This window comes from Pseudoruegeria sp. SHC-113, assembly GCF_025376885.1.
Classification (GTDB): domain Bacteria; phylum Pseudomonadota; class Alphaproteobacteria; order Rhodobacterales; family Rhodobacteraceae; genus Pseudoruegeria.
Genome location: NZ_JAHUBR010000001.1, coordinates 2,057,156 through 2,083,102, shown reverse-complemented (window position 1 = coordinate 2,083,102; position 25,947 = coordinate 2,057,156). Strand labels below are relative to the sequence as shown.

The 25,947-nt window shown below is 62.8% G+C and carries 26 protein-coding genes; 20 read left to right on the top strand and 6 right to left on the bottom strand.

Annotated features, from left to right (window positions below; genetic code table 11):
- Positions 1-10: 10 nt before the first annotated feature.
- Positions 11-1,120, top strand: coding sequence for a PQQ-dependent sugar dehydrogenase (locus tag KVX96_RS10340; RefSeq protein ID WP_261194334.1), 1,110 nt, complete (start codon positions 11-13; stop codon positions 1,118-1,120).
- On the opposite strand, the gene KVX96_RS10335 is transcribed toward KVX96_RS10340, so the two are convergent.
- A complete protein-coding gene (locus KVX96_RS10335) occupies positions 1,117-2,121 on the bottom strand; it encodes a GlxA family transcriptional regulator (RefSeq protein ID WP_261194333.1) in 1,005 nt (334 codons plus the stop codon). The two genes, KVX96_RS10340 and KVX96_RS10335, sit on opposite strands and share 4 nt — an antisense overlap.
- Before the next feature lie 183 nt (positions 2,122-2,304).
- On the opposite strand from KVX96_RS10335, the gene KVX96_RS10330 reads away from it, so the two are divergent.
- Positions 2,305-3,672, top strand: coding sequence for a class II 3-deoxy-7-phosphoheptulonate synthase (locus tag KVX96_RS10330; RefSeq protein ID WP_261194332.1), 1,368 nt, complete (start codon positions 2,305-2,307; stop codon positions 3,670-3,672).
- A gap of 4 nt (positions 3,673-3,676) precedes the next feature.
- Here KVX96_RS10330 and KVX96_RS10325 read toward each other — a convergent pair whose 3' ends face one another.
- Positions 3,677-4,558: a PAS domain-containing protein gene (locus tag KVX96_RS10325; RefSeq protein ID WP_261194331.1), complete on the bottom strand. Its 882-nt coding sequence runs from the start codon at positions 4,556-4,558 to the stop codon at positions 3,677-3,679.
- On the opposite strand from KVX96_RS10325, the gene KVX96_RS10320 reads away from it, so the two are divergent.
- The 13 genes from KVX96_RS10320 (at position 4,557) to KVX96_RS10260 (ending at position 16,771) form a co-directional block, all read left to right on the top strand.
- Positions 4,557-5,462 (top strand): YicC/YloC family endoribonuclease, encoded by a 906-nt coding sequence (locus tag KVX96_RS10320; protein WP_261194330.1) that lies wholly within the window; start codon positions 4,557-4,559, stop codon positions 5,460-5,462. The two genes, KVX96_RS10325 and KVX96_RS10320, sit on opposite strands and share 2 nt — an antisense overlap.
- A gap of 2 nt (positions 5,463-5,464) precedes the next feature.
- Positions 5,465-6,106, top strand: a complete 642-nt coding sequence (gene gmk, locus KVX96_RS10315; protein ID WP_261194329.1) for a guanylate kinase — start codon at positions 5,465-5,467, stop codon at positions 6,104-6,106.
- The gene (locus KVX96_RS10310) at positions 6,103-6,636 is read left to right on the top strand and encodes a gamma carbonic anhydrase family protein (RefSeq protein ID WP_261194328.1); all 534 of its coding nucleotides are present in this window, start codon (positions 6,103-6,105) and stop codon (positions 6,634-6,636) included. The genes gmk and KVX96_RS10310 overlap by 4 nt, the downstream gene beginning before the upstream one ends.
- Positions 6,633-7,808: a trans-sulfuration enzyme family protein gene (locus KVX96_RS10305; protein WP_261194327.1), complete on the top strand. Its 1,176-nt coding sequence runs from the start codon at positions 6,633-6,635 to the stop codon at positions 7,806-7,808. The genes KVX96_RS10310 and KVX96_RS10305 overlap by 4 nt, the downstream gene beginning before the upstream one ends.
- An 82-nt stretch (positions 7,809-7,890) precedes the next feature.
- Positions 7,891-8,937, top strand: coding sequence for an ATP-binding protein (locus tag KVX96_RS10300; RefSeq protein ID WP_261194326.1), 1,047 nt, complete (start codon positions 7,891-7,893; stop codon positions 8,935-8,937).
- A 164-nt stretch (positions 8,938-9,101) separates the two neighbouring features.
- On the top strand, positions 9,102-10,142 hold the full coding sequence (locus KVX96_RS10295) for a substrate-binding domain-containing protein (protein ID WP_261194325.1): 1,041 nt from the start codon (positions 9,102-9,104) through the stop codon (positions 10,140-10,142).
- Positions 10,143-10,290: 148 nt separating this feature from the next.
- Complete coding sequence (gene pstC, locus KVX96_RS10290; RefSeq protein ID WP_261194324.1) at positions 10,291-11,772, top strand: phosphate ABC transporter permease subunit PstC; 1,482 nt, start codon at positions 10,291-10,293, stop codon at positions 11,770-11,772.
- Positions 11,769-13,115: a phosphate ABC transporter permease PstA gene (gene pstA, locus KVX96_RS10285; protein WP_261194323.1), complete on the top strand. Its 1,347-nt coding sequence runs from the start codon at positions 11,769-11,771 to the stop codon at positions 13,113-13,115. The genes pstC and pstA overlap by 4 nt, the downstream gene beginning before the upstream one ends.
- A 12-nt stretch (positions 13,116-13,127) precedes the next feature.
- Positions 13,128-13,925, top strand: a complete 798-nt coding sequence (gene pstB / locus KVX96_RS10280; protein WP_261194322.1) for a phosphate ABC transporter ATP-binding protein PstB — start codon at positions 13,128-13,130, stop codon at positions 13,923-13,925.
- Between the two features lie 15 nt (positions 13,926-13,940).
- Positions 13,941-14,651 (top strand): phosphate signaling complex protein PhoU, encoded by a 711-nt coding sequence (phoU, locus tag KVX96_RS10275; RefSeq protein ID WP_261194321.1) that lies wholly within the window; start codon positions 13,941-13,943, stop codon positions 14,649-14,651.
- A gap of 6 nt (positions 14,652-14,657) precedes the next feature.
- A complete protein-coding gene (phoB, locus tag KVX96_RS10270) occupies positions 14,658-15,347 on the top strand; it encodes a phosphate regulon transcriptional regulator PhoB (protein WP_261194320.1) in 690 nt (229 codons plus the stop codon).
- 216 nt (positions 15,348-15,563) lie between these two features.
- Positions 15,564-16,022: a type II 3-dehydroquinate dehydratase gene (aroQ, locus tag KVX96_RS10265; protein ID WP_261194319.1), complete on the top strand. Its 459-nt coding sequence runs from the start codon at positions 15,564-15,566 to the stop codon at positions 16,020-16,022.
- Positions 16,022-16,771, top strand: coding sequence for a LuxR family transcriptional regulator (locus tag KVX96_RS10260; RefSeq protein ID WP_261194318.1), 750 nt, complete (start codon positions 16,022-16,024; stop codon positions 16,769-16,771). The genes aroQ and KVX96_RS10260 overlap by 1 nt, the downstream gene beginning before the upstream one ends.
- Before the next feature lie 414 nt (positions 16,772-17,185).
- Here the strand turns inward: KVX96_RS10260 and tsf are convergent, their stop codons facing one another.
- Both tsf and rpsB read right to left on the bottom strand, forming a co-directional pair.
- The gene (gene tsf / locus KVX96_RS10255) at positions 17,186-18,061 is read right to left on the bottom strand and encodes a translation elongation factor Ts (RefSeq protein ID WP_261194317.1); all 876 of its coding nucleotides are present in this window, start codon (positions 18,059-18,061) and stop codon (positions 17,186-17,188) included.
- Positions 18,062-18,135: 74 nt separating this feature from the next.
- A complete protein-coding gene (gene rpsB / locus KVX96_RS10250; protein WP_261194316.1) occupies positions 18,136-18,915 on the bottom strand; it encodes a 30S ribosomal protein S2 in 780 nt (259 codons plus the stop codon).
- Positions 18,916-19,189: 274 nt separating this feature from the next.
- Between rpsB and KVX96_RS10245 the strand changes: the two genes are divergently transcribed.
- The 3 genes from KVX96_RS10245 to KVX96_RS10235 all read left to right on the top strand — a co-directional run bounded on the left by KVX96_RS10245 (position 19,190) and on the right by KVX96_RS10235 (position 21,781).
- Positions 19,190-20,086 (top strand): PfkB family carbohydrate kinase, encoded by an 897-nt coding sequence (locus KVX96_RS10245; RefSeq protein ID WP_261194315.1) that lies wholly within the window; start codon positions 19,190-19,192, stop codon positions 20,084-20,086.
- Complete coding sequence (locus tag KVX96_RS10240) at positions 20,083-20,991, top strand: pseudouridine-5'-phosphate glycosidase (RefSeq protein ID WP_261194314.1); 909 nt, start codon at positions 20,083-20,085, stop codon at positions 20,989-20,991. The genes KVX96_RS10245 and KVX96_RS10240 overlap by 4 nt, the downstream gene beginning before the upstream one ends.
- 91 nt (positions 20,992-21,082) lie before the next feature.
- On the top strand, positions 21,083-21,781 hold the full coding sequence (locus KVX96_RS10235) for a DUF502 domain-containing protein (RefSeq protein ID WP_261194313.1): 699 nt from the start codon (positions 21,083-21,085) through the stop codon (positions 21,779-21,781).
- 46 nt (positions 21,782-21,827) lie between these two features.
- Here the strand turns inward: KVX96_RS10235 and KVX96_RS10230 are convergent, their stop codons facing one another.
- Together KVX96_RS10230 and KVX96_RS10225 are read right to left on the bottom strand one after the other, a co-directional pair.
- On the bottom strand, positions 21,828-22,871 hold the full coding sequence (locus tag KVX96_RS10230; protein WP_261194312.1) for a patatin-like phospholipase family protein: 1,044 nt from the start codon (positions 22,869-22,871) through the stop codon (positions 21,828-21,830).
- Positions 22,872-22,882: 11 nt separating this feature from the next.
- A complete protein-coding gene (locus KVX96_RS10225) occupies positions 22,883-23,656 on the bottom strand; it encodes a 3-hydroxybutyrate dehydrogenase (RefSeq protein WP_261194311.1) in 774 nt (257 codons plus the stop codon).
- Positions 23,657-23,965: 309 nt separating this feature from the next.
- Here KVX96_RS10225 and KVX96_RS10220 point away from each other — a divergent pair, with 309 nt between their 5' ends.
- Both KVX96_RS10220 and KVX96_RS10215 read left to right on the top strand, forming a co-directional pair.
- Positions 23,966-25,780 (top strand): extracellular solute-binding protein, encoded by a 1,815-nt coding sequence (locus tag KVX96_RS10220; RefSeq protein ID WP_409977102.1) that lies wholly within the window; start codon positions 23,966-23,968, stop codon positions 25,778-25,780.
- On the top strand, positions 25,777-25,890 hold the full coding sequence (locus tag KVX96_RS10215; RefSeq protein ID WP_261194309.1) for an entericidin EcnA/B family protein: 114 nt from the start codon (positions 25,777-25,779) through the stop codon (positions 25,888-25,890). The genes KVX96_RS10220 and KVX96_RS10215 overlap by 4 nt, the downstream gene beginning before the upstream one ends.
- Positions 25,891-25,947: the final 57 nt, after the last annotated feature.

Genomic DNA, 25,947 nt, shown 5'->3' with positions numbered 1-25,947 from the left:
AGGAGATCCCATGCCCCTGAGCCGCCGCCGCTTTCTCACCACAGGCCTCACCACCGGCCTAGCCGCGCCTCTCGTTTTCAAGGCCCGGCCTGCGCATGCCGCCCTCGCGCTCACGCCCATGATACGCGGGCTGGATACGCCCTTCGCGCTGGCTTTCCTGCCCGACGGCGCGCTGCTGATCTCCGAGCGCAACAGCGGTGTACTGCATGTCGCCACCGATGGCCGCAAGACAGCGCTTTCCGGCGTGCCCGAGGCCGTCACGAACGGGCAGGGCGGCTATATGGATCTCGTCGTGGCGCGCGATTTCGCCCAGAGCCGCACCGTCTGGATGACCTATTCCAAGCGGCTCGCGGGCGGCGGCACGGGCACGGCCCTCGGCGCAGGGAGGCTCTCGCCCGATGGCACGGAGTTCTCCGAGTTCCGCCTGCTGTTCGAGATGGCCGAAAGCGGGTCCGGTTCGCGTCATTTCGGCTCCCGCGTGGTGGAGGCCGGTGATGGCACGCTGTTTCTCTGCATCGGCGATCGCGGCGAGGACGCCCGCGCACAGGATCTGGGCAGCCACCATGGCAAGATCCTGCGCCTCACGCGCGACGGCCAACCCGCGCCCGGCAACCCCTTCCTGAACCGTGCCGGAGCACTGCCGGAGATCTGGAGCTACGGTCACCGCAACCCGCAGGGCATGGCGATGGCCCCTGACGGCCAGCTCTGGGCCGTAGAACACGGAGCTAAGGGCGGCGATGAGGTGAACCGGATTGAGAAAGGCGTCAACTACGGCTGGCCGGTGATTTCCTACGGGGTGCATTACTCGGGCCGCAAGATCGGCGAAGGAACCGCGCGCGAGGGCATGGCGCAGCCCGAGCACTTCTGGGATCCCTCTATGGCGCCTTCGGGGATGATGATCTACTCCGGCAAGCTCTGGCCGGAGTGGCGCGGGCAGGTGTTTATCGGATCACTGAAATTCGATTATATCTCAAGGCTCTCCGGCGCGAATCTCACGGAAGCGGCGCAAATCAAATCCGGCGAAACCCGCCGCGTGCGCGATGTGCGTGAAGCGCCGGATGGCAGCATCTGGTTCCTGTCGGAAGGGCGCGATACGGCCTACCGGATGCTGCCCGGCTAGATCGACAGCCGCGTCGCGTGGGTGCCGCGCTCGCGGTAGGGCGTGGTGTTGTAATGGGTCCGGTAGCATTTGGAGAAATGCGAGGGGCTGGTGAAGCCGCAGGCCAGCGCCACGTTGATCACGCTCATATCCGTCTGCATCAGCAGGTTACGCGCCTTTTGCAGGCGCAGCTCCATGTAATAGCGCTTGGGCGAGCGGTTCAGGTAACGGCGGAACAGCCGCTCCAGCTGCCGGGTGGACATACCCACATCCTTGGCAAGGATCGAGGGGCTGATCGGCTCTTCGAGGTTTTGCTCCATCATCTGGATCACCTGCGAAAGCTTTGGGTGCCGCACGCCGATGCGCGAAGGGATCGACAGCCGCTGCGTGTCCTGATCGGTGCGAATGGCGGAATAGATCAACTGATCGGCCACCACGCTCGCCAGTTCCTCGCCGTGATCATCGGCGATGATCTTCAGAAGCAGATCGATGGAGGAGGTGCCCCCGGCCGTGGTGTAGCGGTTGCCCTGCATCACGAACACGCTCTTGGTCAGCTCCACCTCGTCGAATTCCTCGGAAAAACTGTCGGCGTTCTCCCAGTGGATGGTGGCTTTCTTGCCGTCAAGCAAACCGGCCTTGGCCAGCGTATAGGCGGCGGTGCAAAGCCCGCCCATCACCACGCCCCGGCGCGCTTCGCGGCGCAGCCAGTTCAGCACGGGCTTGGTGGAAGACTCGGCCACTTCAACCCCACCACAGACGAGAAGCACATCGTCGCGCCGGGTTTCATCGAGCCCCATGTCCAGTTTGAAGCCCGCGCCGTTGGAGCAATAGATCATCTCGCCACCCTCTCCGGCGAGCACCCAGTCATAGAGCTTCTGGCCCGAAACGCGGTTGGCAATGCGCAAAGGCTCGATCGCGCAGGCGAAGCAGAGCATCGTGAATTTATCAAGCAGAACAAAGACGAAGCGCCGCGGCTTCTCGGGGACTTTCGGCAGATCGATCAGCGGGCGGATAGCATCCATGCGGCAGGCCTTCGATTGGTGTTGATCCACCGAAACAGGATTCGGAACCTGCATCAAGGGTGCCGCCCGATTTTCAGGCACGCGGCGCGAGGCATTTTTGCGCGCCCTGGGCGGTTGGCACCGCTGAAAAACCTGCCTATAACCCCGCCTTGCATTAACGCTAACATTATCGGAGCAAAGACGATGACTGATTGGGTAAAATCTGGCTGGCGGACCAAACCGCGGATCCAGATGCCTGAGTATACGGACGAGGCCGCGCTGAACGCCGTTGAGGCTCAGCTTGCCAAGTATCCGCCGCTCGTCTTTGCCGGGGAAACGCGCAAGCTGAAGGCGCAACTGGCCAAGGTCTCGCGCGGGGAAGCCTTCCTGCTGCAGGGCGGCGATTGTGCTGAAAGCTTTGCCGAATTTTCCGCCGACAACATCCGCGACACCTTCAAGGTGATGCTGCAGATGGCCATGGTGCTGACCTACGGCGCGAAAGTGCCGGTGGTGAAAGTGGGCCGCATGGCCGGCCAATTCGCCAAGCCGCGCTCTGCCCCGACGGAAATGAAAGGCGGCGTGGAGCTGCCCAGCTACCGTGGCGACATCATCAACGAGTTGGATTTCACCCCGGAATCGCGCATTCCGAACCCGGGCAAGATGCTGCAGGCCTACACGCAGTCTGCGGCCACGCTGAACCTGCTGCGCGCCTTCAGCCAGGGCGGCTACGCCGATGTGCACCAGGTTCACGCCTGGACGCTGGGCTTCACCGACCGCGCCGAAACCGAACGCTACTCGGATATGGCCCGCCGCATCACCGACACGCTGGACTTCATGAAGGCCGCCGGTGTGGACAGCGAGCGCGCCCACACGCTGCAGACGGTGGATTTCTACACCAGCCACGAGGCCCTGCTGCTGGAATACGAAGAGGCGCTCTGCCGCATCGATTCCACCTCCGGCAAGCCGGTGGCTGGCTCCGGCCACATGATCTGGATCGGCGACCGCACCCGTCAGCCCGATGGCGCGCATGTGGAGTTCGCGTCCGGCGTGCAGAACCCCATCGGCCTGAAATGCGGCCCCACCACCACCGGCGAGGATCTCAAGGTGCTGATGGCCAAGCTGAACCCGCAAAACGAGGCCGGCCGCCTCACGCTGATCGCGCGCTTCGGAGCTGGCAGCGTGGCTGATCACCTGCCGCGCCTGATCCAGACGGTGCGGGAAGAGGGCGCGAACGTGGTCTGGTCCTGTGACCCGATGCATGGCAACACGATCAAATCCTCCACCGGCTACAAGACGCGCCCCTTCGAGAGCGTGCTGCGCGAGGTGCAGGAGTTCTTCGCGATCCACCGCGCCGAAGGCACCGTGCCGGGCGGCGTGCATTTCGAGATGACAGGCCAGGACGTGACCGAATGCACTGGCGGCGTGCGCGCGGTGACGGACGAGGATCTCTCCGACCGCTACCACACCGCCTGCGATCCGCGCCTGAACGCCAGCCAATCGCTGGAACTGGCCTTCCTCGTGGCCGAAGAACTAGGCGCGGGCGATGGCCAGCGGCAGGTTGCTGCAGGCTGATCGCTTAGTCGTTCGACGAAATAAGCTTAAGGGCCGGGCGCGCTGCGTCCGGCCTTTTTTCTGGCCCTTCTTCCTGCGGCATAAGCGCAGGGGCAGGGGCAAAGGGGGCAGGGGCTTCGGCCAGCCCGCTGATTGCTCCCTGTTTGGACGCGATGGGCGCGGCAGGCTTCGCAGCCTGATGCAGGCGCGCGTCCGGATCGCGGGTAAAGCCGCTGGCTTCAATCGTCAGCGCGTTCAGCAGCAGTGCCGAGGGATGCGCCATCTCAAGGCAGCCCAACAGCAGGCGACGGCGCGGATCGCTCAGCGGCAAAAGCACGATCTGCCCCCAGGCCCCGCTCTGGGTGCAGACCTTCATCTGCAGCGTCGCGCTTTCTGCCAGCGCGGTGCGGCAGAGCGCCTTGGCGGTGCCAAACCAGCTGTCACAGAAGAGCGACGTGAACGGCATCGTCGTCAGATCGATCCCCGCAGCATCCAGCAAGCTCGATCCCACCAGCCGGAACCGCAACCCCTCGTTGCCCTGGGCTTCCAGAATGAAGGCATGGGGCAGCGCCTCGGCCAGTCGGGCGGCGGTGATGCTGCGCCGTGTGGGCGGGGCCCCGTTGCGCCGCAGCGCCCACCAGAGCGCTTCCACATGCGCGCAGCTCGCGAAATGCATCGACTGTCCGCCCTGGCTGAACGGCAAACGGATGAGATTGCCGGTTGGTCCCATGTGCTGCGCCTCCTTGAACGGTTGCTCCCTCCACGCCGCTGCCCCGCTAAAGCGCGAAAGGCAGGCCATGGCCGGATTGTCTGTTTGGTGACGCACTGTTAACCATAGGCACACCAAGATTACCGAAGTGTTAATACAGCGGTTTTCATTCAAATTTGAGATGAGAAAGAGGGACATGGTTAACGCTTCGACGCTCAACTCGATGACAGGCTTTGCCTCGGGCACGGGGCAGGGGCTCGGCTTTGGCTGGAGCTGGGACATCCGCTCCGTCAACGCGCGCGGGCTGGATGTGCGCTGCCGGGTGCCGGATTGGATCAGCGGGCTGGAACAGGGGTTGAAGGCCGCAATTTCCAAGAGGGTCGCGCGCGGTAACATTTCGGTTTCGCTGCGCATACAACGTGAAGAAGGTGAGGCAAGCCTTTCGATCAACGAGGAAATCCTGAGCCGCACGCTTGAGGCCATTGCCCATGTCGAAGCCCGCGCCGCCGCGCTCGGGCTGGTTCTGGCCCAGAGCCGGGCCACCGACATCTTGAGCGTAAAAGGCATCTCCGAGGCCAGCGCGCCGGAGGCCGACCCCGAGGCCCTCGCAGCGCTGCTGCTGAAAGATTTCACGCCGGTGCTGGAAAGCTTCCTCGACTCCCGCGGCAAGGAAGGTGGGGCCTTGGCGCAGGTGCTGGACGGACAGATCGCTCAGGTGGAAAGCCTGACCCGCGCAGCTGCCAGCGAAGCTGAGGCCCGGCGCGAGAAAACCGCTGAAACTCTGCGCGCCAACCTGCAGAAAGTGCTGGAAAATACCGAAGAGGTGGATCCGGACCGTGTCGCGCAGGAACTGGCCCTGATCGCGGTGAAAAGCGACGTGACGGAGGAGATCGATCGCCTGCACGCCCATGTTGGCACCGCTCGCGCGCTGCTGGCGCAGGAAGCGCCTTCCGGGCGCAAGCTAGACTTCCTGATGCAAGAGTTCAACCGCGAGGCCAATACGCTCTGTTCCAAGGCGCAATCCGCCGCGCTCACCGCCATCGGGCTTGACCTCAAGGCGGTCATTGATCAGATGCGCGAGCAAGTACAGAACGTGGAGTGAAAATGTCGGATCGTCGTGGCCTCTTGATCATCCTGTCCTCGCCTTCGGGCGCGGGTAAATCCACGCTGGCCCGCCGGCTGATGGAATGGGACGCAGGGCTGCGCTTCTCGATTTCCGCCACCACCCGCGCCCCGCGCCCCGGCGAGGAGCATGGACGGGAGTATTTCTTCCTCACCGAAGAGGCCTTCAAGGCGCAGGTGGCCGAGGGCGAAATGCTGGAGCACGCCCATGTCTTCGGCAATTTCTACGGCTCGCCCGCCGGCCCGGTGAAAGCCACCATCGAAAGCGGGCAGGATGTGCTGTTTGACGTCGACTGGCAGGGCGAGCAGCAGATCCGCAACTCCGATTTGGGCAAACACGCGCTCTCGATCTTCATCCTGCCGCCCTCGATCAAGGAGCTGCACCGCAGACTCGTGAGCCGGGGGCAGGACAGCGAAGAGGTGATCGCCAAGCGTATGCAGAAGAGCTGGGACGAGATCAGCCACTGGGGTGCCTACGATTACGTGCTGATCAACGACGATCTGGACCGCACCGAAGCCGATCTGAAAACCATCATCACCGCCGAGCGGATGCGCCGCGAACAGCAGCCCGCGCTGCAGGCCCGCGTGCGCGCGCTTCAGGCCGAGTTCGAGGAGACGAAATGACCCTCTATGCACTTGAAGGCATTGCGCCAACCCTCCCGGAAGACGGGGATTTCTGGGTTTCGCCCGATGCCAATCTGATCGGGAAGATCACGCTGGAAAGCGGCGCGTCTGTCTGGTTTGGCAGCACCCTTCGCGGCGACAATGAGCGCATCACCGTGGGTGCGGGCAGCAACATTCAGGAGAACTGCGTGCTGCACACCGACATGGGCTTTCCGCTCACCATCGGCACCAATTGCACCATCGGCCATAAAGCGATGCTGCACGGCTGCGTGATCGGCGACAACTCCCTCATCGGCATGGGGGCGACGGTGCTGAACGGCGCGAAGATCGGCGCGAATTGCCTGATCGGAGCCGGGGCGTTGATCACCGAAGGAAAAGAGATCCCGGATCGCAGCCTTGTGATGGGCGCGCCGGGCAAAGTGGTGCGCCAGTTGGACGAGCGCACGATCCAGATGCTCACCGCAAGCGCTCTGAACTATCAAAACAACATGCGCCGCTTCCGGCAAGCCCTTGAAAAGGTAGGCGAATGAAAGATCCTCGCACCGTCGTGCGCCGCATGGGCTGGCCTGAAAGCCGCAGCCGCGCGCTTGGCACGCCTCTGCAGCCATCCGTTGTCTACGTGGCCGAAACGCCCGACGCGCTGGACGATCAATACGAAGGCCGCACCAAGGGGTTTTCCTATGCGCGCGAAGGCCACCCCAACGCCGAAGTGTTGGCACAAGCCATCGACGCGCTGGAGGGGGCGGAGGGCGGCATCATGCTTTCCTCTGGCATGGGCGCCGTGGGCGCCTGTATGATGGCGCTGCTGAACGCTGGCGATCACGTGGTGGCGGGCAACCAGCTCTATGGCCGCTCCCTGCGGATGCTGAAAGAAGACCTGCCAAGGTTCGGCATTCAAACCACTTTTGCTGATCCGACCGACGTGGAAAGCTTCCGCGCCGCGCTGCGCCCGAACACCAAACTGATCCTGCTCGAGGTCGTCTCCAACCCCACGCTGCGCGTAGCCGAAATGGCGGGGCTGATTGCTCTGGCCAAGGAGCACGGGGTGAAGGTCGTCGTGGACAACACCTTCACCACCCCGCGCGCCTATCGCCCGTTTGATCACGGCGCTGACGTGGTGATCCATTCCGTAACCAAGCTTCTCGCCGGCCACTCGGACGTGACGCTGGGCTATGTGGCCGCGAAAGATCCGGCCGATCGCAAGAAGATCTACGATCTGGCGGTGACGTTTGGTTTCACGGCAAGCCCCTTTGACTGCTGGCTGGGGGAGCGTGGGCTCTATTCTTTTGATCTGCGCTTTGACCGCGCCGAATCCAATGCCGCCGCGCTGGCGGATGCTTTGGCCGAGATGCCCGGCGTCACCCGTGTGCTCTATCCGACGCGCCCCGATCACCCCGATCACAACCGCGCCATCGGCCTTCTGGGCGGGCGCGGGGGCAATATGGTCTCTTTCGAGATCAAGGGCGGACGGGCACAGACCAACGCCTTTGTCGCCGCCGCAGAGCACATCGCCTTTGCCCCCACTCTGGGCGACATCGGCACGACGCTCTCGCATCCGCCATCCTCTTCACACCGCGCCTTGAGTGAAGAAGATCGCGCAAGTCTCGGAATTAGCGAAGGTTTCTTCCGTGTCTCCGTGGGTGTGGAACCGATTGAGCTGCTGATTGCGGAGTTCCGCGAAGCGCTGGAAGCCGCGCAGTAAAGCAGGCAATTTACAAGACGGGCGCGCAGCGGCTAACACTTGGGGCAACCCGAAACAGCCGCCGCGCGCGCCGAAAGTAGCCATGCATCCGCAAGATCTTCCCAACGTCCTGTCGGGCGTGCCCATGCCGCTTGTCCTGATCGGGGCAAACGAACGTATCCTGACGATCAACAGCGCCGCGGCCGAGATTTTCGGCACCAAGCTGGAAGGCAGGCCCTATCACGCCATGCTGCGCCAGCCCGAAGTGCTGGAGACGATCGAGCGCACCTGGCGCTCGGGCAAGACGGAAACCGCGCAATATCTTGGCGCAGCGGGCAGCCGGCAGACGACCTACCGCGTGGCCTGTGCGCCAATCGCGCTTGAGGCGGGGCCAGGGATCCTGCTGAGCTTCGAGGACATCACCCATGTGGAGGAATCCAGCCAGATCCGCCGGGATTTCGTGGCCAACGTCAGCCACGAGTTGCGCACGCCACTCACCGCGCTGATCGGATTCATCGAAACGCTGCGGGGCCCTGCGAAGAACGACGAGGCCGCACGGGAGCGCTTTCTGGGCATCATGGAGAAGGAAACCCACCGCATGACGCGGCTGGTGAAGGATCTCTTGTCGCTCTCGCGCGTGGAGAGCGAGGAGCGGATGCGGCCCGGCGATCCGGTGGATCTTGGCAATTGCCTTGCCAGCGCGCGGCAGGCGCTGCGGCCACAGGCCGAAGATGCGGGTGTGGCCGTAGTGATTGAAGGCATTGACGGCCCGGTGATCGTGCCCGGTGATGCGGATCAACTGCAGCAGGTGTTCACCAACCTGTTTGAAAACGCGATCAAATACGGCGGCCGCAATCGCACCGTGACGGTGCGCGTCAGTCGTCAGGAGATGGAGCCGATGTTGCGTGGCCCGGCGGCGCGGGTGGATGTGATCGATGAGGGCGAGGGGATCGATCCGATCCACATCCCGCGCCTGACGGAGCGCTTTTACCGGGTGGACAGCCACCGCTCGCGCGAGATGGGCGGCACCGGGCTGGGGCTGGCGATTGTAAAACACATCGTGAATCGCCACCGCGGGCGGCTTAAAATTGCGTCGCAAGAGGGGCAGGGCACCACATTCAGCGTTATTCTTCCCGCCGCGCGGGGCTGAATTTCTTCATGTTTTGCGAAGATTTCGCGATTTTCCCCGACGTCACCGCGTGGTGTCATGAAACTGTTACCTGCCTGTCACAAAAGGCTTAACGAACGCCCATAGATCGTGCCCCGAGACCGCGCCAACAGTGGTCCACTGTGTGACAACCAGGAGCAAACCATATGTCCTTCGTGAAACTGACCGCCTCCACGCTGGCGATCGCTGCCGTTTCCGCAACTGCCGCCGCCGCCCGTGACAACGTGCAGGTCGCCGGTTCCTCCACCGTTCTGCCCTACGCCTCCATCGTGGCCGAAGCCTTTGGCGAGAACTTCGATTTCCCGACCCCGGTTGTTGAATCCGGTGGCTCCTCCGCTGGCCTGAAGCGCTTCTGCGAAGGCGTGGGCGAAAACACCATCGACATCGCGAACGCCTCCCGCGCGATCCGCGAAAAAGAGATCAAGGCCTGTGCCGAAGCCGGCGTGACCGACATCATCGAAGTCCGCATCGGCTATGATGGCATCGTCTTCGCCTCCCAATCCGCTGGCCCCGAGTTCACCGCTTTCGAGCCGGCCGACATCTTCAACGCCCTCTCCGACAAAGTGCTCGTGGACGGCGCGATCGTGGACAACCCCTACCAGCAGTGGGCTGATTTCAACGCCGAACTGCCGGCCGTTGACATCATCGCTTTCCCTCCGGGCACCAAGCACGGCACCCGTGAAGTCTTCGAGGAAAAAGTGATCCTCGTGGGCTGTGAAGAAACCGGCGCCCTGCAGGCCATGATCGATGGTGGCATGAGCGAAGACGACGCCGAAAGCGCCTGCATGTCCCTGCGCACCGACGGCAAATCCGTGGACATCGACGGCGACTACACCGAGACGCTGGCCCGCATCGACGCCAACCCGAACGGCGTGGGCATCTTCGGCCTCGCTTTCTACGAAAACAACACCGACAAGCTGAAGGTCGCCACCATGTCCGGCGTGGTGCCTTCCACCGAGTCGATCTCCACCGGCGAATACCCGGTGTCGCGCCCGCTGTTCTTCTACATCAAGAAAGCCCACATCGGCGTGATCCCCGGCCTGAAAGAATTCGCCGAGTTCTTCGTGGCTGACGAGATCGCTGGCCCGGACGGCCCGCTGGCCGCTTACGGCCTCGTGGCTGACCCGGAACTGGCCGCCACGCAGGCTGCCATCTCCGAAGAGAAAACCATGGCCGAGGGCATGTAAGCCTCTGCCAATATCACTTAGGCGGGGGGGCAGTGTTTGCCTCCCCGTTCGCGTCTGCTAAAGGGCGCGCGAAAGAAGACGAGGCGCATCCCGCGCCAGACCCGCGGCAGGGCCAAGCCCGTGCCAAACTGTTTCAAAGGGGAAATCGATGCCATTGCTGTGGATCGTCCTGATCGTCCTGGGCCTGGGGCTGATCGGATATATCGTCGGGCGCGCGCGTGCGCTTGGCTCAGCGGAGGGCGACACCCGCAAGCTTCATTCGCTGCCCAACTACTACGGCTGGAACGCTGTCATGATGACGGTTGTCCCGGCTTTGCTGGTGATGGCGGCCTGGTTGCTTGTGGCGCCGAACCTGATCGAAAGCCGCGTGGCTGCCAGTTTTGACGAAGCGGCGATTGCCGAGGGCTCCAACATGAGCCTCGTCATGGCCGAGGTGCGCCGCACCGCAAGCGGCATCACCACCGCCGTGAACAGCGGCGCGATGGACGCCGCCACAGCGCTTTCTCCGGAGGCCGATCCGGCCGAGGTCACCGCCACCCTGAAAGCCGCCGGCATGATCGTGACGAGCGACATTACGCCTGACGTGCTTCAGGCCGCGCAGGCCTACCGCGCCATGGCCGCAACCTCCGGCACGATCCTCACCGGGATCGTGCTGCTGATCGCTGTGGCCGGCCTGTTCTACGCCCTGCGCAAGACGGACAAGGATTTCCGCGCCCGCAATGTGGTGGAAAACGGCATCAAGATCCTGCTGATCCTCGCCTCCTCCATCGCGATCCTTACGACGCTGGGCATCGTGCTGTCGATGCTCTTTGAGACGGCCAATTTCTTCGAACAATACTCCTGGCGCGAGTTTTTCTTCGGCGTGAACTGGGCCCCGGATTTCCGTGGCAACTCCGAGCTTGGCATGCTGCCGCTCCTGTGGGGCACGCTCTATATCTCGCTGGTGGCGCTGCTCGTGGCGGTGCCCGTCGGGCTTTTCGCCGCCATCTACCTGTCGGAATACGCCGGGCCGAAACTGCGCGCCGTGGCCAAGCCGATGATCGAGATCCTCGCTGGCATCCCGACGATTGTTTACGGCCTTTTCGCCCTGATCACCGTCGGCCCGCTGCTGCGCGACGCCATCGCCAGCCCGCTGGGGCTTGGCAATTCGTCCTCCTCGGTGATGACGGCGGGCCTCGTGATGGGGATCATGCTGATCCCCTTCGTCTCTTCGCTGTCGGACGACATCATCAACGCCGTGCCGCAGGCGATGCGCGATGGCTCTTACGGGCTTGGCGCGACGCAGAGCGAGACGATCAAGCAGGTGGTGCTGCCCGCCGCGCTTCCGGGCGTAGTGGGCGCGGTGCTGCTGGCCGCCTCGCGCGCCATTGGCGAAACCATGATCGTGGTGCTCGGGGCAGGGGCGGCGGCCGCCCAGTTCAACCAAGGACTTGGCGCCGTGGTGAACCCCTTTGAAGCCATGACAACGGTGACGGTGAAGATCGTCTCCCAGCTCACCGGGGACACCGATTTCGCCTCGCCGGAAACGCTGGTGGCCTTCGCCCTTGGCCTGACCCTCTTCGTGATCACGCTGGGGCTGAACGTCCTGGCGCTTTATATCGTGCGCAAATATCGGGAGCAGTACGAATGACCGACGCAACCGCACAGGTGCCCGCCGCGCCGCGCAAGTCGCTCTACGAGCTCGACGCCACCACCCGCAAACGCAACGCCGCCGAGAAGCGCTTCCGCGCCTATGGGCTCACCGCGATCCTGATCGGCCTTCTGGCGCTGATCATGCTGCTGGTGTCGATCCTCGGGCAGGGCCTGCCCTCGTTCCGGCAGACCTTCATCGACCTGCCGGTCTATCTGGATCCGGCCAAGCTCGACAAGAACGGCAACCGCGACATCGAGGAGATCAAGAAGGTTTCCACCTTCGGCTATGACCCGCTGATCAAGGCGGCGATGGAAGGCGAGATGGAGCGGCTTGGCATCGTGATTGAAGGGCTTTCGGCCAAGGACGCCGGCGCGCTGATCTCCAAGGAAGCGGCGGCCGATCTGCGCCGCTTCGTGATCGCCAACCCCGACCAGATCGGCGAAACGGTGGATTTCAAGTTCCTCGCCTCTGGCAGGATCGATGGCTACTACAAGGGCCGCGTGACGATGGAGAGTGCGGAGCTCGACAGCAACGTGAGCCCGCAGCAGCTGATGCTAGCCGATGCGCTGAAAGAAGGCGGGGCGCTGGCCACCACCTTCAACTGGGGCTTCATCACCAAGGCCGACGCCTCGGAGAACCGCCCCGAAGCCGCCGGGATCGGCGTGGCGATCATCGGCTCTTTCTACATGATGATCATCGTACTGGTGCTGGCGCTGCCCATCGGCGTGGCGGCCTCGATTTACCTTGAGGAATTTGCGCCGAAGAACTGGTTCACCGATCTGATCGAGGTGAATATCTCCAACCTCGCGGCTGTTCCTTCCATCGTCTTCGGCATCCTCGGCCTTGCGATCTTCATCAACTTCGCGGGCTTGCCGCAATCCGCGCCCATCGTGGGCGGGCTGGTGCTGACGCTGATGACGCTTCCCACGATCATCATCGCCACGCGCGCCTCGCTGAAATCGGTGCCGCCGAGCATCCGTGATGCTGCACTTGGGGTAGGGGCCTCGAAGATGCAATCTGTCTTCCACCACGTGCTGCCGCTGGCCGCTCCGGGGATCTTGACGGGCACCATCATCGGCCTTGCACAGGCGCTTGGCGAAACCGCGCCGCTCATGCTGATCGGCATGGTCGCCTTCGTGCGCGAATATCCGGCGGCACCGCCGGAAGGCTTCTTCGATCCGGCCTCGGCCCTGCCTGTGCAGGTCTTCAACTGGACACAACGGGCGGACCCGGCCTTTGTCGAACGGGCCTCGGGCGCGATCATCGTGCTCTTGATTTTCCTGGTATCCATGAACACGCTGGCGATCATCCTGCGCCGCCGGTTCGAACGCCGCTGGTAAGGGGGCAATGACATGAATGATATGAGACGGGTGGAACGCGCCGTGGACAACAAAGAGCTGAAAATCACCGCCAAGGACGTGCAGGTTCACTACGGTGACACCCATGCCATCAAGGATGTGAACATCGACATCCTCGACAAGACGGTGACGGCCTTCATCGGCCCCTCCGGCTGCGGGAAATCCACCTTCCTGCGCACGCTGAACCGGATGAACGACACGATCGACATCTGCCGCGTGACGGGCGAGATCCAGCTCGATGGCGAAGACATCTACCACCCCAAGGTGGACCCGGTGCAACTGCGCGCGAAAGTGGGCATGGTGTTTCAGAAGCCAAACCCCTTCCCGAAAAGCATCTACGACAACGTCGCCTATGGGCCGCGCATTCACGGGCTGGCCCGCAACAAGGCTGAACTCGATGAAATCGTTGAGAAATCCTTGCGTCGCGGTGCGATCTGGGACGAGGTGAAGGATCGCCTCGATGCGCCGGGCACCGGGCTTTCGGGCGGTCAACAGCAGCGGCTTTGCATCGCCCGCGCGGTGGCCACGGAGCCGGAAGTGCTGCTGATGGACGAGCCCTGTTCGGCGCTCGATCCCATCGCCACGGCCCAAGTGGAAGAGCTGATCGACGAACTGCGCAGCCGCTTCTCGGTGGTGATCGTGACGCACTCCATGCAGCAGGCCGCGCGCGTGTCGCAGAAAACCGCCTTCTTCCACCTCGGAAACCTCGTGGAATACGGCGATACGGGGCAGATTTTCACCAATCCGAAAGATCCCCGCACCGAAAGCTACATCACCGGCCGGATCGGCTGACGGAGAGCAGAAACGATGATGAAAGAACATATCGTAAAAGGCTTTGATCGCGATCTGGAAGCCATCCAGGCGATGATCATGAAGATGGGCGGTCTGGTGGAGGTCGCGATCTCCAACGCCGCGAAATCACTGGAAACCCGCGATCTGGAACTGGCCGACGAGGTCCGCCGGAACGACAAGGTGATCGACGATCTGGAAGAGCAGATCCAGGACGAATGCGCCAGCATTCTGGCCCTGCGCCAGCCCACGGCAAGCGATCTGCGCACGGTGCTGACGGTGATGAAAATAGCCGGCAATCTTGAGCGCATCGGCGATTACGCCAAGAACCTCGCCAAACGCACCTCGGTGCTGGTGCATCTGTCGCCGATCGAGGGCACCTCCGGCGCGATCCGCCGCATGGCGCGCGAAGTGGAGCTGATGCTGAAGGACGTGCTGGATGCCTATATCCAGCGCGACGCCGATCTGGCGCTGGACGTGCGCAACCGCGATCACGACGTGGACCAGATGTACAACGCGCTGTTCCGCGAATTCCTGACCTTCATGATGGAAGATCCGCGCAACATCACCGCCTGCATGCACCTGCATTTCATCGCCAAGAACATCGAGCGGGCAGGCGACCACGCCACGTCGATCGCCGATCAGGTGATCTACCTCGTCACCGGCGACACGCCGGAAGAGGCCCGCCCGAAGGCCGATTCCACCTCTTACGAGCGCACCGAGGGGTAAGGGGCGATGTCTGTCGATCATCCCGCCGTTCTGGTGGTGGAGGACGAGCCCGCGCAGCGCGAGGTGCTGGCCTATAACTTGGAAGCCGAGGGCTATCAGGTGAGCCGCGCCGAAAACGGCGAAGAGGCCTTGCTGCTCGTCGATGAGGAGGTGCCGGATCTGATCCTGCTGGATTGGATGCTGCCCAATGTCTCGGGCATCGAGATCTGCCGTCGTCTGAAAACCCGCGCCGAAACGCGCGCCATTCCGATCATCATGCTCTCGGCACGCTCCGAGGAGGTGGACCGGGTGCGTGGGCTGGAAACCGGCGCGGATGACTACGTTGTGAAACCGTATTCCGTGGTGGAGCTGATGGCGCGCGTGCGCACGCAGCTGCGCCGTACGCGGCCCGCAACTGTTGGCGCGCGGCTGGAATACGAAGACATCGTACTGGATTCCGAAACGCATAAAGTGTTTCGCAATGAGCATCTCCTGAAGCTCGGGCCAACCGAATTCCGGCTGCTCTCGACCTTCATGGAAAAGCCGGGCCGGGTCTGGAGCCGCGATCAGCTTCTGGATCGTGTCTGGGGCCGGGACATCTATGTCGACACGCGCACGGTAGATGTGCACATCGGCCGGCTGCGCAAGGCGCTCTCGGCCAATGGTGGATCCGATCCGATCCGCACGGTGCGCGGCGCGGGCTACGCGCTCGGCTGATACTGCTAGCGGCCCGGTGCGTTCCGGGCCGTTTTCGCATCCGGCAGGGCGTCGTTGCACGTGTTGGCTTTCTCATAGTCGCCTGCGTATAATCTGTATTATGTTGCTTGTTGTTAAAGTGCCAATCTGGCACCCGATGGCGTGACTTTCGGTTCAGGTTTCTGTAACCCTTGGGTGAGCATTTCCGCTCCAAAGCACAACAACGACGATAAGCAAATGCCGGATAACAAACTGGAATTTCTGATTCTGAATGGCCCCAACCTGAATCGTTTGGGCCGCCGCCAGCCCGAGGTCTACGGCCGCACGACGCTCGCCGACATCGAGGCCATGTGCCGCGAGGCTCATGAGAGCGAAACGCTTGGCCTGCGGTTTTTCCAGTCCAACCATGAAGGCGCGCTGGTGGATGCGATTCACGCCGCACAGGACGATGGCGTAGACGGCATCATCCTGAACGCCGGTGCCTACACCCACACCTCCATCGCGCTGATGGATGCGATCGCTTCCGTCGAGCTGCCCACGATCGAGATGCATCTCTCCAACGTGCACGCGCGCGAGAGCTTTCGCCATGTCTCCTATATCTCCAAGGTCTGCGTTGGCGTGATCTGCGGCTTCGGCGCGCATGGCTACGTGCTCGCCATCGAGGCGCTGCGCCAGAAATTAGCGAGTCAGGGCTGATGCTTGAGAAGCTGGAAGCCATACTTGACGCGGCGACCATTGAGGACGCCTGGCTTCTGCATCAAGAATATATGGCCAATTACGGGTTCGACCGGCTGATCTACGGCTACACCCGGTTTCGCACGGCCCATTCCTTTGGCGATCCGCAGGATCTGTTGGTGCTCTCCAACCATAGGCCCGAATATCTTGAAGAATTCGTGCACAACGGCATGTATTTCCACGCGCCGATGGTGCGTTGGGCGATGGAGAACAACGGCCCCTGTTCCTGGAGCTGGATGGAAAAGGTCGCCATGCAAGGCGGGCTGACCGATCACGAGATGCAGGTGATCGGTTTCAACCAGAAGATGGGCGTCACCGCTGGATACACTATCAGTTTCCGCTCTGATTCTTCCCGTTCCAAAGGCGCAATTGCCCTTACGGCAAGCCCCGGCGTGACACAGGCCGAGGTGGACGAGCTGTGGGAGGAAAAAGGGCAGGAAATCAGCGTGTTGAACAACGTGGCTCACCTGAAGCTGATCACCCTGCCCCACACTGGCAACCGGCCCGCGCTCACCAAGCGGCAACGCGAGGCGCTGGAATGGGTCGGCGAAGGCAAGACGATGCAGGATATTGCCCAGATCATGGGGCTCACCCCGGCCACCGTGGAGAAGCATCTGCGACTCGCCCGCGAGGCGCTGAACGTGGAAACAACGGCTCAAGCGGTGCTCAAAGCCTCCTTCAGCAACCAAATTTTCGTCATAGAGATCTGATTTTAAACAAAATATCCAAAAGGTATGGAATTCCTGACTTTCTGAAATCCCGTCCTCATGTCAATTTGACCATGTTCCGTGAGTGGTGGTCTTCAGACCAAGGAACTTAAGCGCCGGGAAACAGCCGCTTCGCACACGGCAAAACTTCCCCGCGCGATCCGGTTTACCGGAGCCGAGACGGCGGTAATTAGTCCGACCGCCTTATCGGCAGCCAGATGGGCCTTCCTCATCCCCAACAAGGGGGGCTCCATTGAACAAGCGGCGTGACCCCTGCACAGGTCACGCCGCTTTACTTTTTGCCGCTCGACAGTTTCACCCCCAAACTTAGGCGCGCCCTGCCCGCCGCCGCCAAGCCTCGCGCACGAAAAAAGGCGCCCGAAGGCGCCTTGATCCGAATTTCTGCTGAAAGAGCGATCAGCCCTTGGCGGCTTTGGCCACTTCTGCAGCGAAATCTTCTTCTTTCTTCTCGATGCCTTCGCCCACTTCGAGGCGCACGAAACCAACGACTTCCACACCGGCTTCTTTCGCGGCGGCGGCCACGGTCAGGTCCGGGTTGATCACGAACGCTTGGCTCAGCAGCGTCACGTCGGCGAGGAATTTCTTCATCCGGCCTTCGATCATCTTCTCGATAACGGCTTCCGGCTTGCCGGATTCCCGTGCGATGTCGATCTGCACCTGACGCTCTTTCTCGACGATGGCCTGATCCAGATCCGCTTCGCTGAGGGAGGCCGGGTTCGCGGCGGCGATGTGCATCGCAACCTGCTTGCCGAAGGCTTCGTTGTCGCCTTTCAGGGCCACGAGAACGCCGATTTTGCCCATGGAGGGGGTGGCGGCGTTGTGCACGTAGGCCACGACCTGATCGCCGGAAACCTTCGCCATGCGGCGCAGGGACATGTTCTCGCCGATGGTGGCGATCTTGTCGGTGATCAGGTTTTCAACGGTCTTGCCACCGATGTCGGCAGACTTCAGGGCTTCGACGTCGGCCACGCCCAGGGCGGCCGTGGCGATCTTGCCGACCATTTCCTGGAACTCGGCGTTCTTGCCCACGAAATCGGTCTCGGAGTTCACTTCGACAGCGACGCCTTCGCCACCGTCCACGATCACGGCCACGAGGCCTTCAGCGGCGGTGCGGCCGGATTTCTTGGCGGCGGTCGCCAGGCCTTTGGTGCGCAGCCAGTCGATGGCTTCGTCCATGTTGCCTTCGGTCTCGGTGAGCGCTTTTTTCGCGTCCATCATGCCCGCGCCGGTTTTCTCGCGCAGGTCTTTCACCATTGCTGCGGTGATTGCCATGTTGGCTCTCCTCAAAAACAGGGATGATTGATCGGGCAGAGCCTTAGCCCCGCCCGATGTCAGAATTGTTACGCTTACGCGTCGGAAGCTTCGGCAGCCGCTTCAACGAGGCCTTCTTCTTCCAGGCCTTCCACCAGCTCGCCGAGGTCCACACCGGCAGCGCCCAGTTGGGCGGACATGCCGTCAAGGGCAGCGCGGGCGGCCAGATCGCAGTAGAGCGCGATGGCGCGGGAGGCGTCGTCGTTGCCCGGAATCACGTAGTCCACGCCGTCGGGGGAGCAGTTGGTGTCCACGACGCCGATGACCGGGATGCCCAGCTTGTTGGCTTCGGCGATGGCAAGGGCTTCTTTCTTCACGTCGATGACGAAAAGCAGATCCGGCACGCCGCCCATGTCGCGGATACCGCCGAGGGAGGCTTGCAGCTTCTCCTGGTCACGCTCCATGCCGAGGCGCTCTTTCTTGGTGAGGCCTTCAGCGCCGTTCGCCATCTTCTCGTCGATCTCTTTCAGACGGTTGATGGAGTTGGACACGGTTTTCCAGTTGGTGAGCGTGCCGCCCAGCCAGCGGTGGTTCATGTAGTATTGAGCGGAGTTCTCAGCGGCTTGGGCGATCGGGCCAGCGGCCTGACGCTTGGTGCCAACAAAGAGAATGCGGCCGCCTTTGGCAACGGTGTCGCGGATGGCGATCAGCGCCTGGTCCAGAGCCGGAACGGTCTGGGTCAGGTCGAAGATGTGGATGCCATTGCGGGAGCCGTAGATGAACGGCGCCATGCGCGGGTTCCAGCGTTGCGTTTGGTGACCAAAGTGAACGCCAGCTTCCAGCAGCTGACGCATGGTGAATTCAGGGAGCGCCATGTCCAAATTCCTTTCCGGTTTGCGCCTAGGCGAAGCATTGAGGGCAGATGCCCAACCGGCGGACCATGCGGGGATGTCTCCCCCGAAGGCCCAAACCTCGCCTGTGAAGTGAGGCGGGCTTTACAGCGCTCTTGCCCGGAGTGCAACCCCCTGCCCCGCATCTTGGGCCCTTGGGGTGAAATCCACCTGAATTCAGGTGGAAAACCGCTGCCAGCGCCCAAGCAGCGCACGGGCTCTCTTGCCAGTGGCGCGGGTTTTCGGTCACAAGGCGCCTATGACCCAACCCACACCCGATATCCTGTGCATCGGTTCCGTCCTCTGGGACGTGATCGGCCGCTCCGCCAGCCACATGCGCGTGGGCAGCGATCTGCCCGGGCGCATCAGCCGCCTGCCCGGCGGTGTCGCGATGAACATCGCCATGACGCTGCGCCGTTTTGGCATGCGGCCCGCCTTGCTGACAACCATCGGCAAGGATGATGAGGGGCGCGAGCTGCTGCGCGCCTGCGAGCGCATGGGGATGGTGACGGGCTACGTCTACCTCTCCGAAGATCTGCCCACCGATCGCTACATGGCGGTGGAAGGTGCAAACGGGCTGATCGCCGCCATTGCCGATGCCCATTCGCTGGAAGCGGCGGGCGACAAGATCCTCACCCCGCTCGCCGATGGCCGGCTGGGAAGCGCGGCTGCGCCTTTCGCAGGGCCCGTGGCGCTGGATGGCAATCTGAAAACCGAGCTTCTGGAAACCATCGCCGCCAGCCCGCTCTTCGCTGCGGCTGACCTGCGCGTGGCTCCGGCAAGCCCCGGCAAGGCTGAGCGGCTTGCGCCCTTCCTGAACCACGCGCGTGGCACGCTCTACGTGAACCTCGAAGAAGCCGGCTACCTCTGTCAGGCCACCTTCACCGAATCCGCCACCGCCGCCGAAGCGCTCATCGCGCGCGGTGCCGCGCGGGCGCTGGTCACGGACGGCGGCCGGTCGGCCTCGGAATGCGATGGCACCTCTGTCATCACCCAAACCCCGCCCGAAGTGCTGGTGACGCGTGTCACCGGCGCGGGCGATACCTTCATGGCGGCCCATATCGTGGCCGAAGCGCGCGGTGAATCCCGTGAAACCGCGCTCACCACCGCCCTGCGCGCCGCCGCCACCTATGTGTCCGGAGAGACCCCTCTATGAACCTGCCCCTGATCTTCTCCCCCGAAGTTGCCAAGGCCCGCGAAACCGGCGCGCCGCTGGTGGCGCTGGAAAGCACCATCATAACCCACGGCATGCCTTACCCGCAGAACGTGGAAACCGCCCGCCGCGTGGAGGCCGAAGTGCGCGCCCATGGCGCGGTGCCGGCCACGATCGCGGTGATCAACGGCTCCCTGCACATCGGGCTCTCGGATGAGGAACTGGAAGCGCTTGGGCAGGCGAAGAACGTCGCCAAGCTTTCGCGCGCCGATTTTGCAGCCTGCATCGCGCAGGGCGGCACCGGCGCCACCACCGTGGCCGCCACGATGATCGGCGCCCATCTGGCGGGCATCAAGGTGTTCGCCACCGGCGGCATCGGCGGCGTGCACAAGGGTGCGGAGCTGAGCTTTGACATCTCCGCCGACCTGCAGGAGCTGGCGCGCACCCCCGTTACCGTCGTGGCGGCCGGTGCAAAGGCCATCCTCGACATCCCGAAAACGCTCGAAGTGCTGGAAACGCTCGGCGTGCCGGTGATCGTGAACGGGCAGGATCAATTCCCGGCCTTCTGGTCGCGTGAGTCCGGCCTCCCGGCCCCGCTGCGTATGGACACCCCCGCCCAGATCGCCGCGGCGATGGAGATGCGTGCGGCCATGGGGCTTTCGGGCGGCCAGCTCGTGGCCAACCCGATCCCGGCTGATGCCGAGATCTCGCGCGAGGTGCTGGCCCCTGTGATCGCCCGCGCCATCGCGGATGCGGACGCCCATGGCATCGCGGCCAAGAAGGTCACGCCCTACCTGCTGCAGCGCATTTTCGAGCTCACCGAGGGCGAGAGCCTTGAGGCCAATATCGCGCTTGTGCTGAACAACGCCCGGCTGGCTGCCCAAATTGCAGGCGCTCTGGCCGCGTAAGGCCATAGATTTGGGCGAAACCCCATCAGGGGCGTTGTTGAACGCCCCCCAAGCGCCTAAATAGCGCTGACCTCACACGGAAATGGGCCCTATGGACACCGAAGACCACGGCAAGGATCGCCAGAAGCTGCATCCCTTTGCCAAGCTGCGCAACAGCTTCCTGACCGGCATCGTCGTGATCGCGCCCATCGCGGTGACGATCTGGCTGTTCTGGGCCGTGATCGGCTGGATCGACAGCTGGGTCTTGCCGCTTGTGCCGGACCGCTGGCAGCCGGAGGAATACATCGGCATCAACCTGCGCGGCCTGGGAGTGATCATCTTCTTCGTCTTCACGGTGCTCGTGGGGATGCTGGCCAAGGGGCTGATCGGGCGCTCGCTGCTGCACGCGGGCGAACGGCTGGTGGAGCGCATGCCCATCGTGCGCTCGGTTTACTCCGGCCTGAAGCAGATTGCCGAAACCGTCTTTGCCGACCGCGACACGAATTTCGACAAGGCCTGCCTCGTGGAATATCCGCGCAAGGGGCTTTGGGCGATTGCCTTCATCTCCACCAATGCCAAGGGCGAGATCCGCGAGAAGATCCCGGCGGGCGAAGAGATCGTGTCGGTCTTTCTGCCCACCACGCCGAACCCGACCTCGGGCTTCCTGCTGTTCGTGCCCAAGCATGATGTGATCGAGCTGGACATGAGCGTGGAAGATGCGGCGAAGCTGGTGATTTCGGCGGGGCTGGTCTATCCGAACCAGAAGGATCCGACGCAGCCGCTCCGGGAGAAGCCCGAGAACATCGCCTGAGGCGAACCCTGTGACACGGGCTGACCGTCGAGACGGCCGCCCGCCCCTACCCTTTGAACATCGCAGCCAGATCCACGGAATCCCGCACGCCCAGATTGGCGCGGTCGCGCGCAAGGAACCCTTCCGCCGCCGCAACCCCGGCCTCAAACAGCCGCGTGAGCGTGGCCGGATTGGGGATCATCTTCGTGGCCACGGATAGCTCGTTCATTAGATCGTTGTCGGCGATCATGTGAATGTGCAGATCCTTCATCTTCTTCTTCTGCAAGAGCCCCGTGGAGACCAGCTGCTGGGTGAAGGTCAGCGCGCGCAATTCGCGCAGAAGCGAGGAGTTGAAGCTGATCTCGTTGATCCGGTTCTGGATTTCCGACGCCGTGCGCGGCAGCTCCTCGCGAAACAGCGGGTTGATGTTCACGATCACCACATCGCCCGGCAGGTTTTTCTCCACCAGCGGAAACAGCGCCGGATTGCCGATGTAGCCGCCGTCCCAATAGGCCTCGGTGGTGCCGGTGTCTGGGTCTTCGATCTCCACCGCCTGAAACAGCGTCGGCAGGCAGGTGGAGGCCAGAATGGCCTGCGCGCTGATCTGCTCCCCGGAAAACACCTTCAGCTTGCCCGAGCGCACATTGGTGGCCGAAATGAACAGCTCCGGCTCGCAATCCATACAGACCAGATCGTAATGAAACCGCTCCGCGATCCGCTCCAGCGGATTGAAATAGGCCGGGCCGTAATCATAGGGGCTCAGGAAATTCGTCGCCGCTTCCGCCACCTGGAAGGGGATCGAATGCTCGAAGAAGGCCGAAAACATGGACGGGAACGGCGAAAGCGCCGTCATCCAGTTGGAGAACCGCGTGTCCTCCACCGCGCCCATCTGCTGCCAGAGCCAGGCGAGGTTTTCGCGCGCGCCCCCACGCCCGCCTGAAATCAGCCCGGCTTTCAGCGCCGCGCCGTTCATGGCGCCCGCCGAGGTGCCCGAGATCGCGGCAATCTCGATGTCCTCTTCCTGCAGCAGCCGGTCCAGCACACCCCAGGTGAAGGCGCCGTGGGCGCCTCCGCCTTGCAGGGCCAGGTTGATGCGGGTCTTGCTGCTCACAGGAATCTTCCTCAAAGAGCCGTCCAGCCGCCGTCCACGCTGATCGTGGTGCCGGTGATCTGGGCCGCCGCATCGGAGCAGAGGAAGGCCACAGTGCCGCCGAGTTGTTCAGTAGTGGCGAATTGGCGGCTGGGCTGACGCTCCAGCATCACCTGTTTGATCACCGTCTCGCGGTCCATGTTGTGGGCCGCCATCTGATCGGGGATCTGTGCTTCCACCAGCGGCGTCAGCACGTAGCCGGGGCAGACGGCATTGGCCGTGATCGGCTCTTCCGCCGTTTCCAGCGCCGTCACCTTCGTCAGCCCGACCACGCCGTGTTTCGCCGCCACATAGGCCGATTTATAAGGCGAGGCAGTGAGCCCGTGGGCGGAGGCGATGTTCACCACGCGACCCCAGCCTGCCGCCCGCATCTTTGGCAGCGCGGCGGCCGTGGTGTGGAAGGCCGAAGACAGGTTGATCGCGATGATCGCGTTCCACTTGTCGGTCGGGAATTTGTCGATCCCTTCCACATGCTGGATCCCGGCGTTGTTGACGAGAATATCGCAGGCCCCAGCCTGCTCCACCAGCGCACGGCACTCCTCCGGCGAGGACATGTCGGCCTTGATGTAGCGCGCCTCAACGCCATGCGTTTTCGCGATCTCGGCGGCCAGCGCGTGATCTTCGTCGCGGTCGGTGAAGGAATTGAGCACCACATTCACCCCGAGCTTGGCCAGTTCCGTGGCCACACCCAGCCCGATTCCCGAGTTGGACCCGGTGATGACAGCGGTTTTTCCCTTGATGGACATCCTGTTACTCCTCAACGCCTCAATCTTGGCCGCAGGCTAAATGCTGCGACTGCGAAATGCACATGAAATATACGCTTTGAAGCCCGCTTCGGCGCCCTGCCGCTGGCTGGCGCAAGCACAAAAAAAACGCCCGCACGAAGCGGGCGTTAAGTTATTGAGGCAGGTTTCATACAGGCAAGAAACCTATCGAGCAGTGATGTTGTTATACGCAATCTCCCGCCATGCGCCAAGCTAAAAGTTTGAAAAGCCAAGGAAGCACGGGTAGCTTTGGGCGCAAAGAACAAAGGGAGCAGAAGGATTGTTGCCAAAATGAGACCATCGTTTTTCCGGGCATTCCGTATGGGAAGCCTCGCCACGGCCATTCTCGCCTGTGGGGGATTCGCATCCGCAGAACCGCAACATGGCATAGCTATGTATGGGGAGCCGGCCCTACCACCTGATTTTGTGTCCTTCCCCTATGCCAACCCGGAGGCCCCCAAGGGCGGGCGCATCGTTCTGGGCGAAACCGGCAGCTTCGATTCCCTCAACCCGCACATCCTGAAAGGCCGCGTGCCGTGGATGCTGCGATTTTATGGCTACGAAAGCCTGATGGATCGAAATTATGACGAACCTTTCACGCTTTACGGGCTGCTGGCCGAATCGGTCGAGACGAATGACGCCCGCACTTGGGTGGAATTCACCCTGCGCGAAGAGGCCCGGTTTTCTGACGGCTCGCCGGTGACGGCGGAAGATGTGCTCTGGTCCTTCGAGACGCTCGGCACCATCGGCCACCCGCGCTACCTAGGCGCCTGGGAGAAGGTGGAAACCGCCGAGATCACCGGGCCGCGTTCGGTGAAATTCACCTTCAACACCGAAGATCGCGAACTGCCGCTGATCCTCGGCATGCGCCCGATCCTGAAAAAGGCGCAGTGGGACGGCAAGGATTTCACGGAAAGCGGGCTCACCGAGATCCCGATCGCCTCCTCGCCCTATGTCGTCGACGATTTCCAGGCCGGGCGGTACCTCTCGCTTAAGCGCAACCCCGATTACTGGGGCAAGGATCTGCCGGTGAACAAGGGCCGCGCCAACGTCGATGAAATCCGCATGGAGTTCTTCACCGACGGCACGGCGATGTTTGAAGCCTTCAAGGCCGGTGTGCTGACCTCCAACCGCGAAACCGACGCCGCCAAATGGGACATGCAGTATGATTTCCCGGCCGTGCAGTCGGGCAAGATCGTCAAATCGCTGATCCCGCACCAGCGGCCCACGGGCATCGAGGGCTTCGTGATGAACACCCGCCTGCCGCAGTTCCAGGACTGGCGCGTGCGCGAGGCGATGATCACGCTGTTCAACTTCGAGTTCATCAACGAAACGATCAACGGCGGCACCCTGCCCCGGATCTCCTCCTACTATGCCAACTCGGTGCTGGGCATGGATCACGGCCCCGCCGAAGGCCGCGTGGCGGAGCTGCTCGCCCCTTATGCTGCCGATCTGCCGCCGGGCACGATCGAAGGCTACAGCCTGCCTGTTTCGGACGGCAGCGAGCGCAACCGGACCAACACCCGCAAGGCGCTGGCGCTCTTTGAGGAGGCCGGCTGGACGGTGCAGGACGGGGTGATGAAGAACGCAGCGGGCGAGCCCTTCACCTTTGAAATCGTGCTGTCGCAGGGCTCAAGCCAGCATCAGGCCATCATCGACATCTATGTCGAGGCGCTGTCCAAGGCTGGCATCGTGCCCACCGTCACCACCGTTGAAAGCGCGCAATACAAGGAGCGCACCAACGACTACGATTTCGGGATGACCTACTACCGTCGCGGCCTCTCCTTGAGCCCCGGCAACGAGCAGTTCGGCTATTGGGGCAGCGCAGGCGTCACCGAGCCGGGCAGCCGCAACTACATGGGGATGAACTCCCCGGCAGCTGAAGCCATGATCAACACCATGCTCACCGCCGAAAGCCAGGAGGATTTCCGCGCCGCTGTAAAGGGGCTGGACCGCGTGCTGACCGCCGGGCGCTACGTGATCCCGATCTGGTATTTCGCCTCCAGCCGGATTGCGCATGATGCGTCGCTGAAGTACCCGGAGCACATCCCGATGTATGGAGATTGGATCATGTATCAACCGGATGTCTGGTGGGTGGAAGAATGAGCCGCGCCGCTGCGCTGCTGCTGGTGCTGGCCCTGAGCGCCTGCGCCACCGTGGACGGGATCGGGCAGGATATCTCCACTGCCTCCCGCGCCGTGGAAGATGCGCTCTGACACGCATCCGATAAAAAATACCCCAAAGGCTGGCCAAAGCGCCGGCCTTTGCGCTGC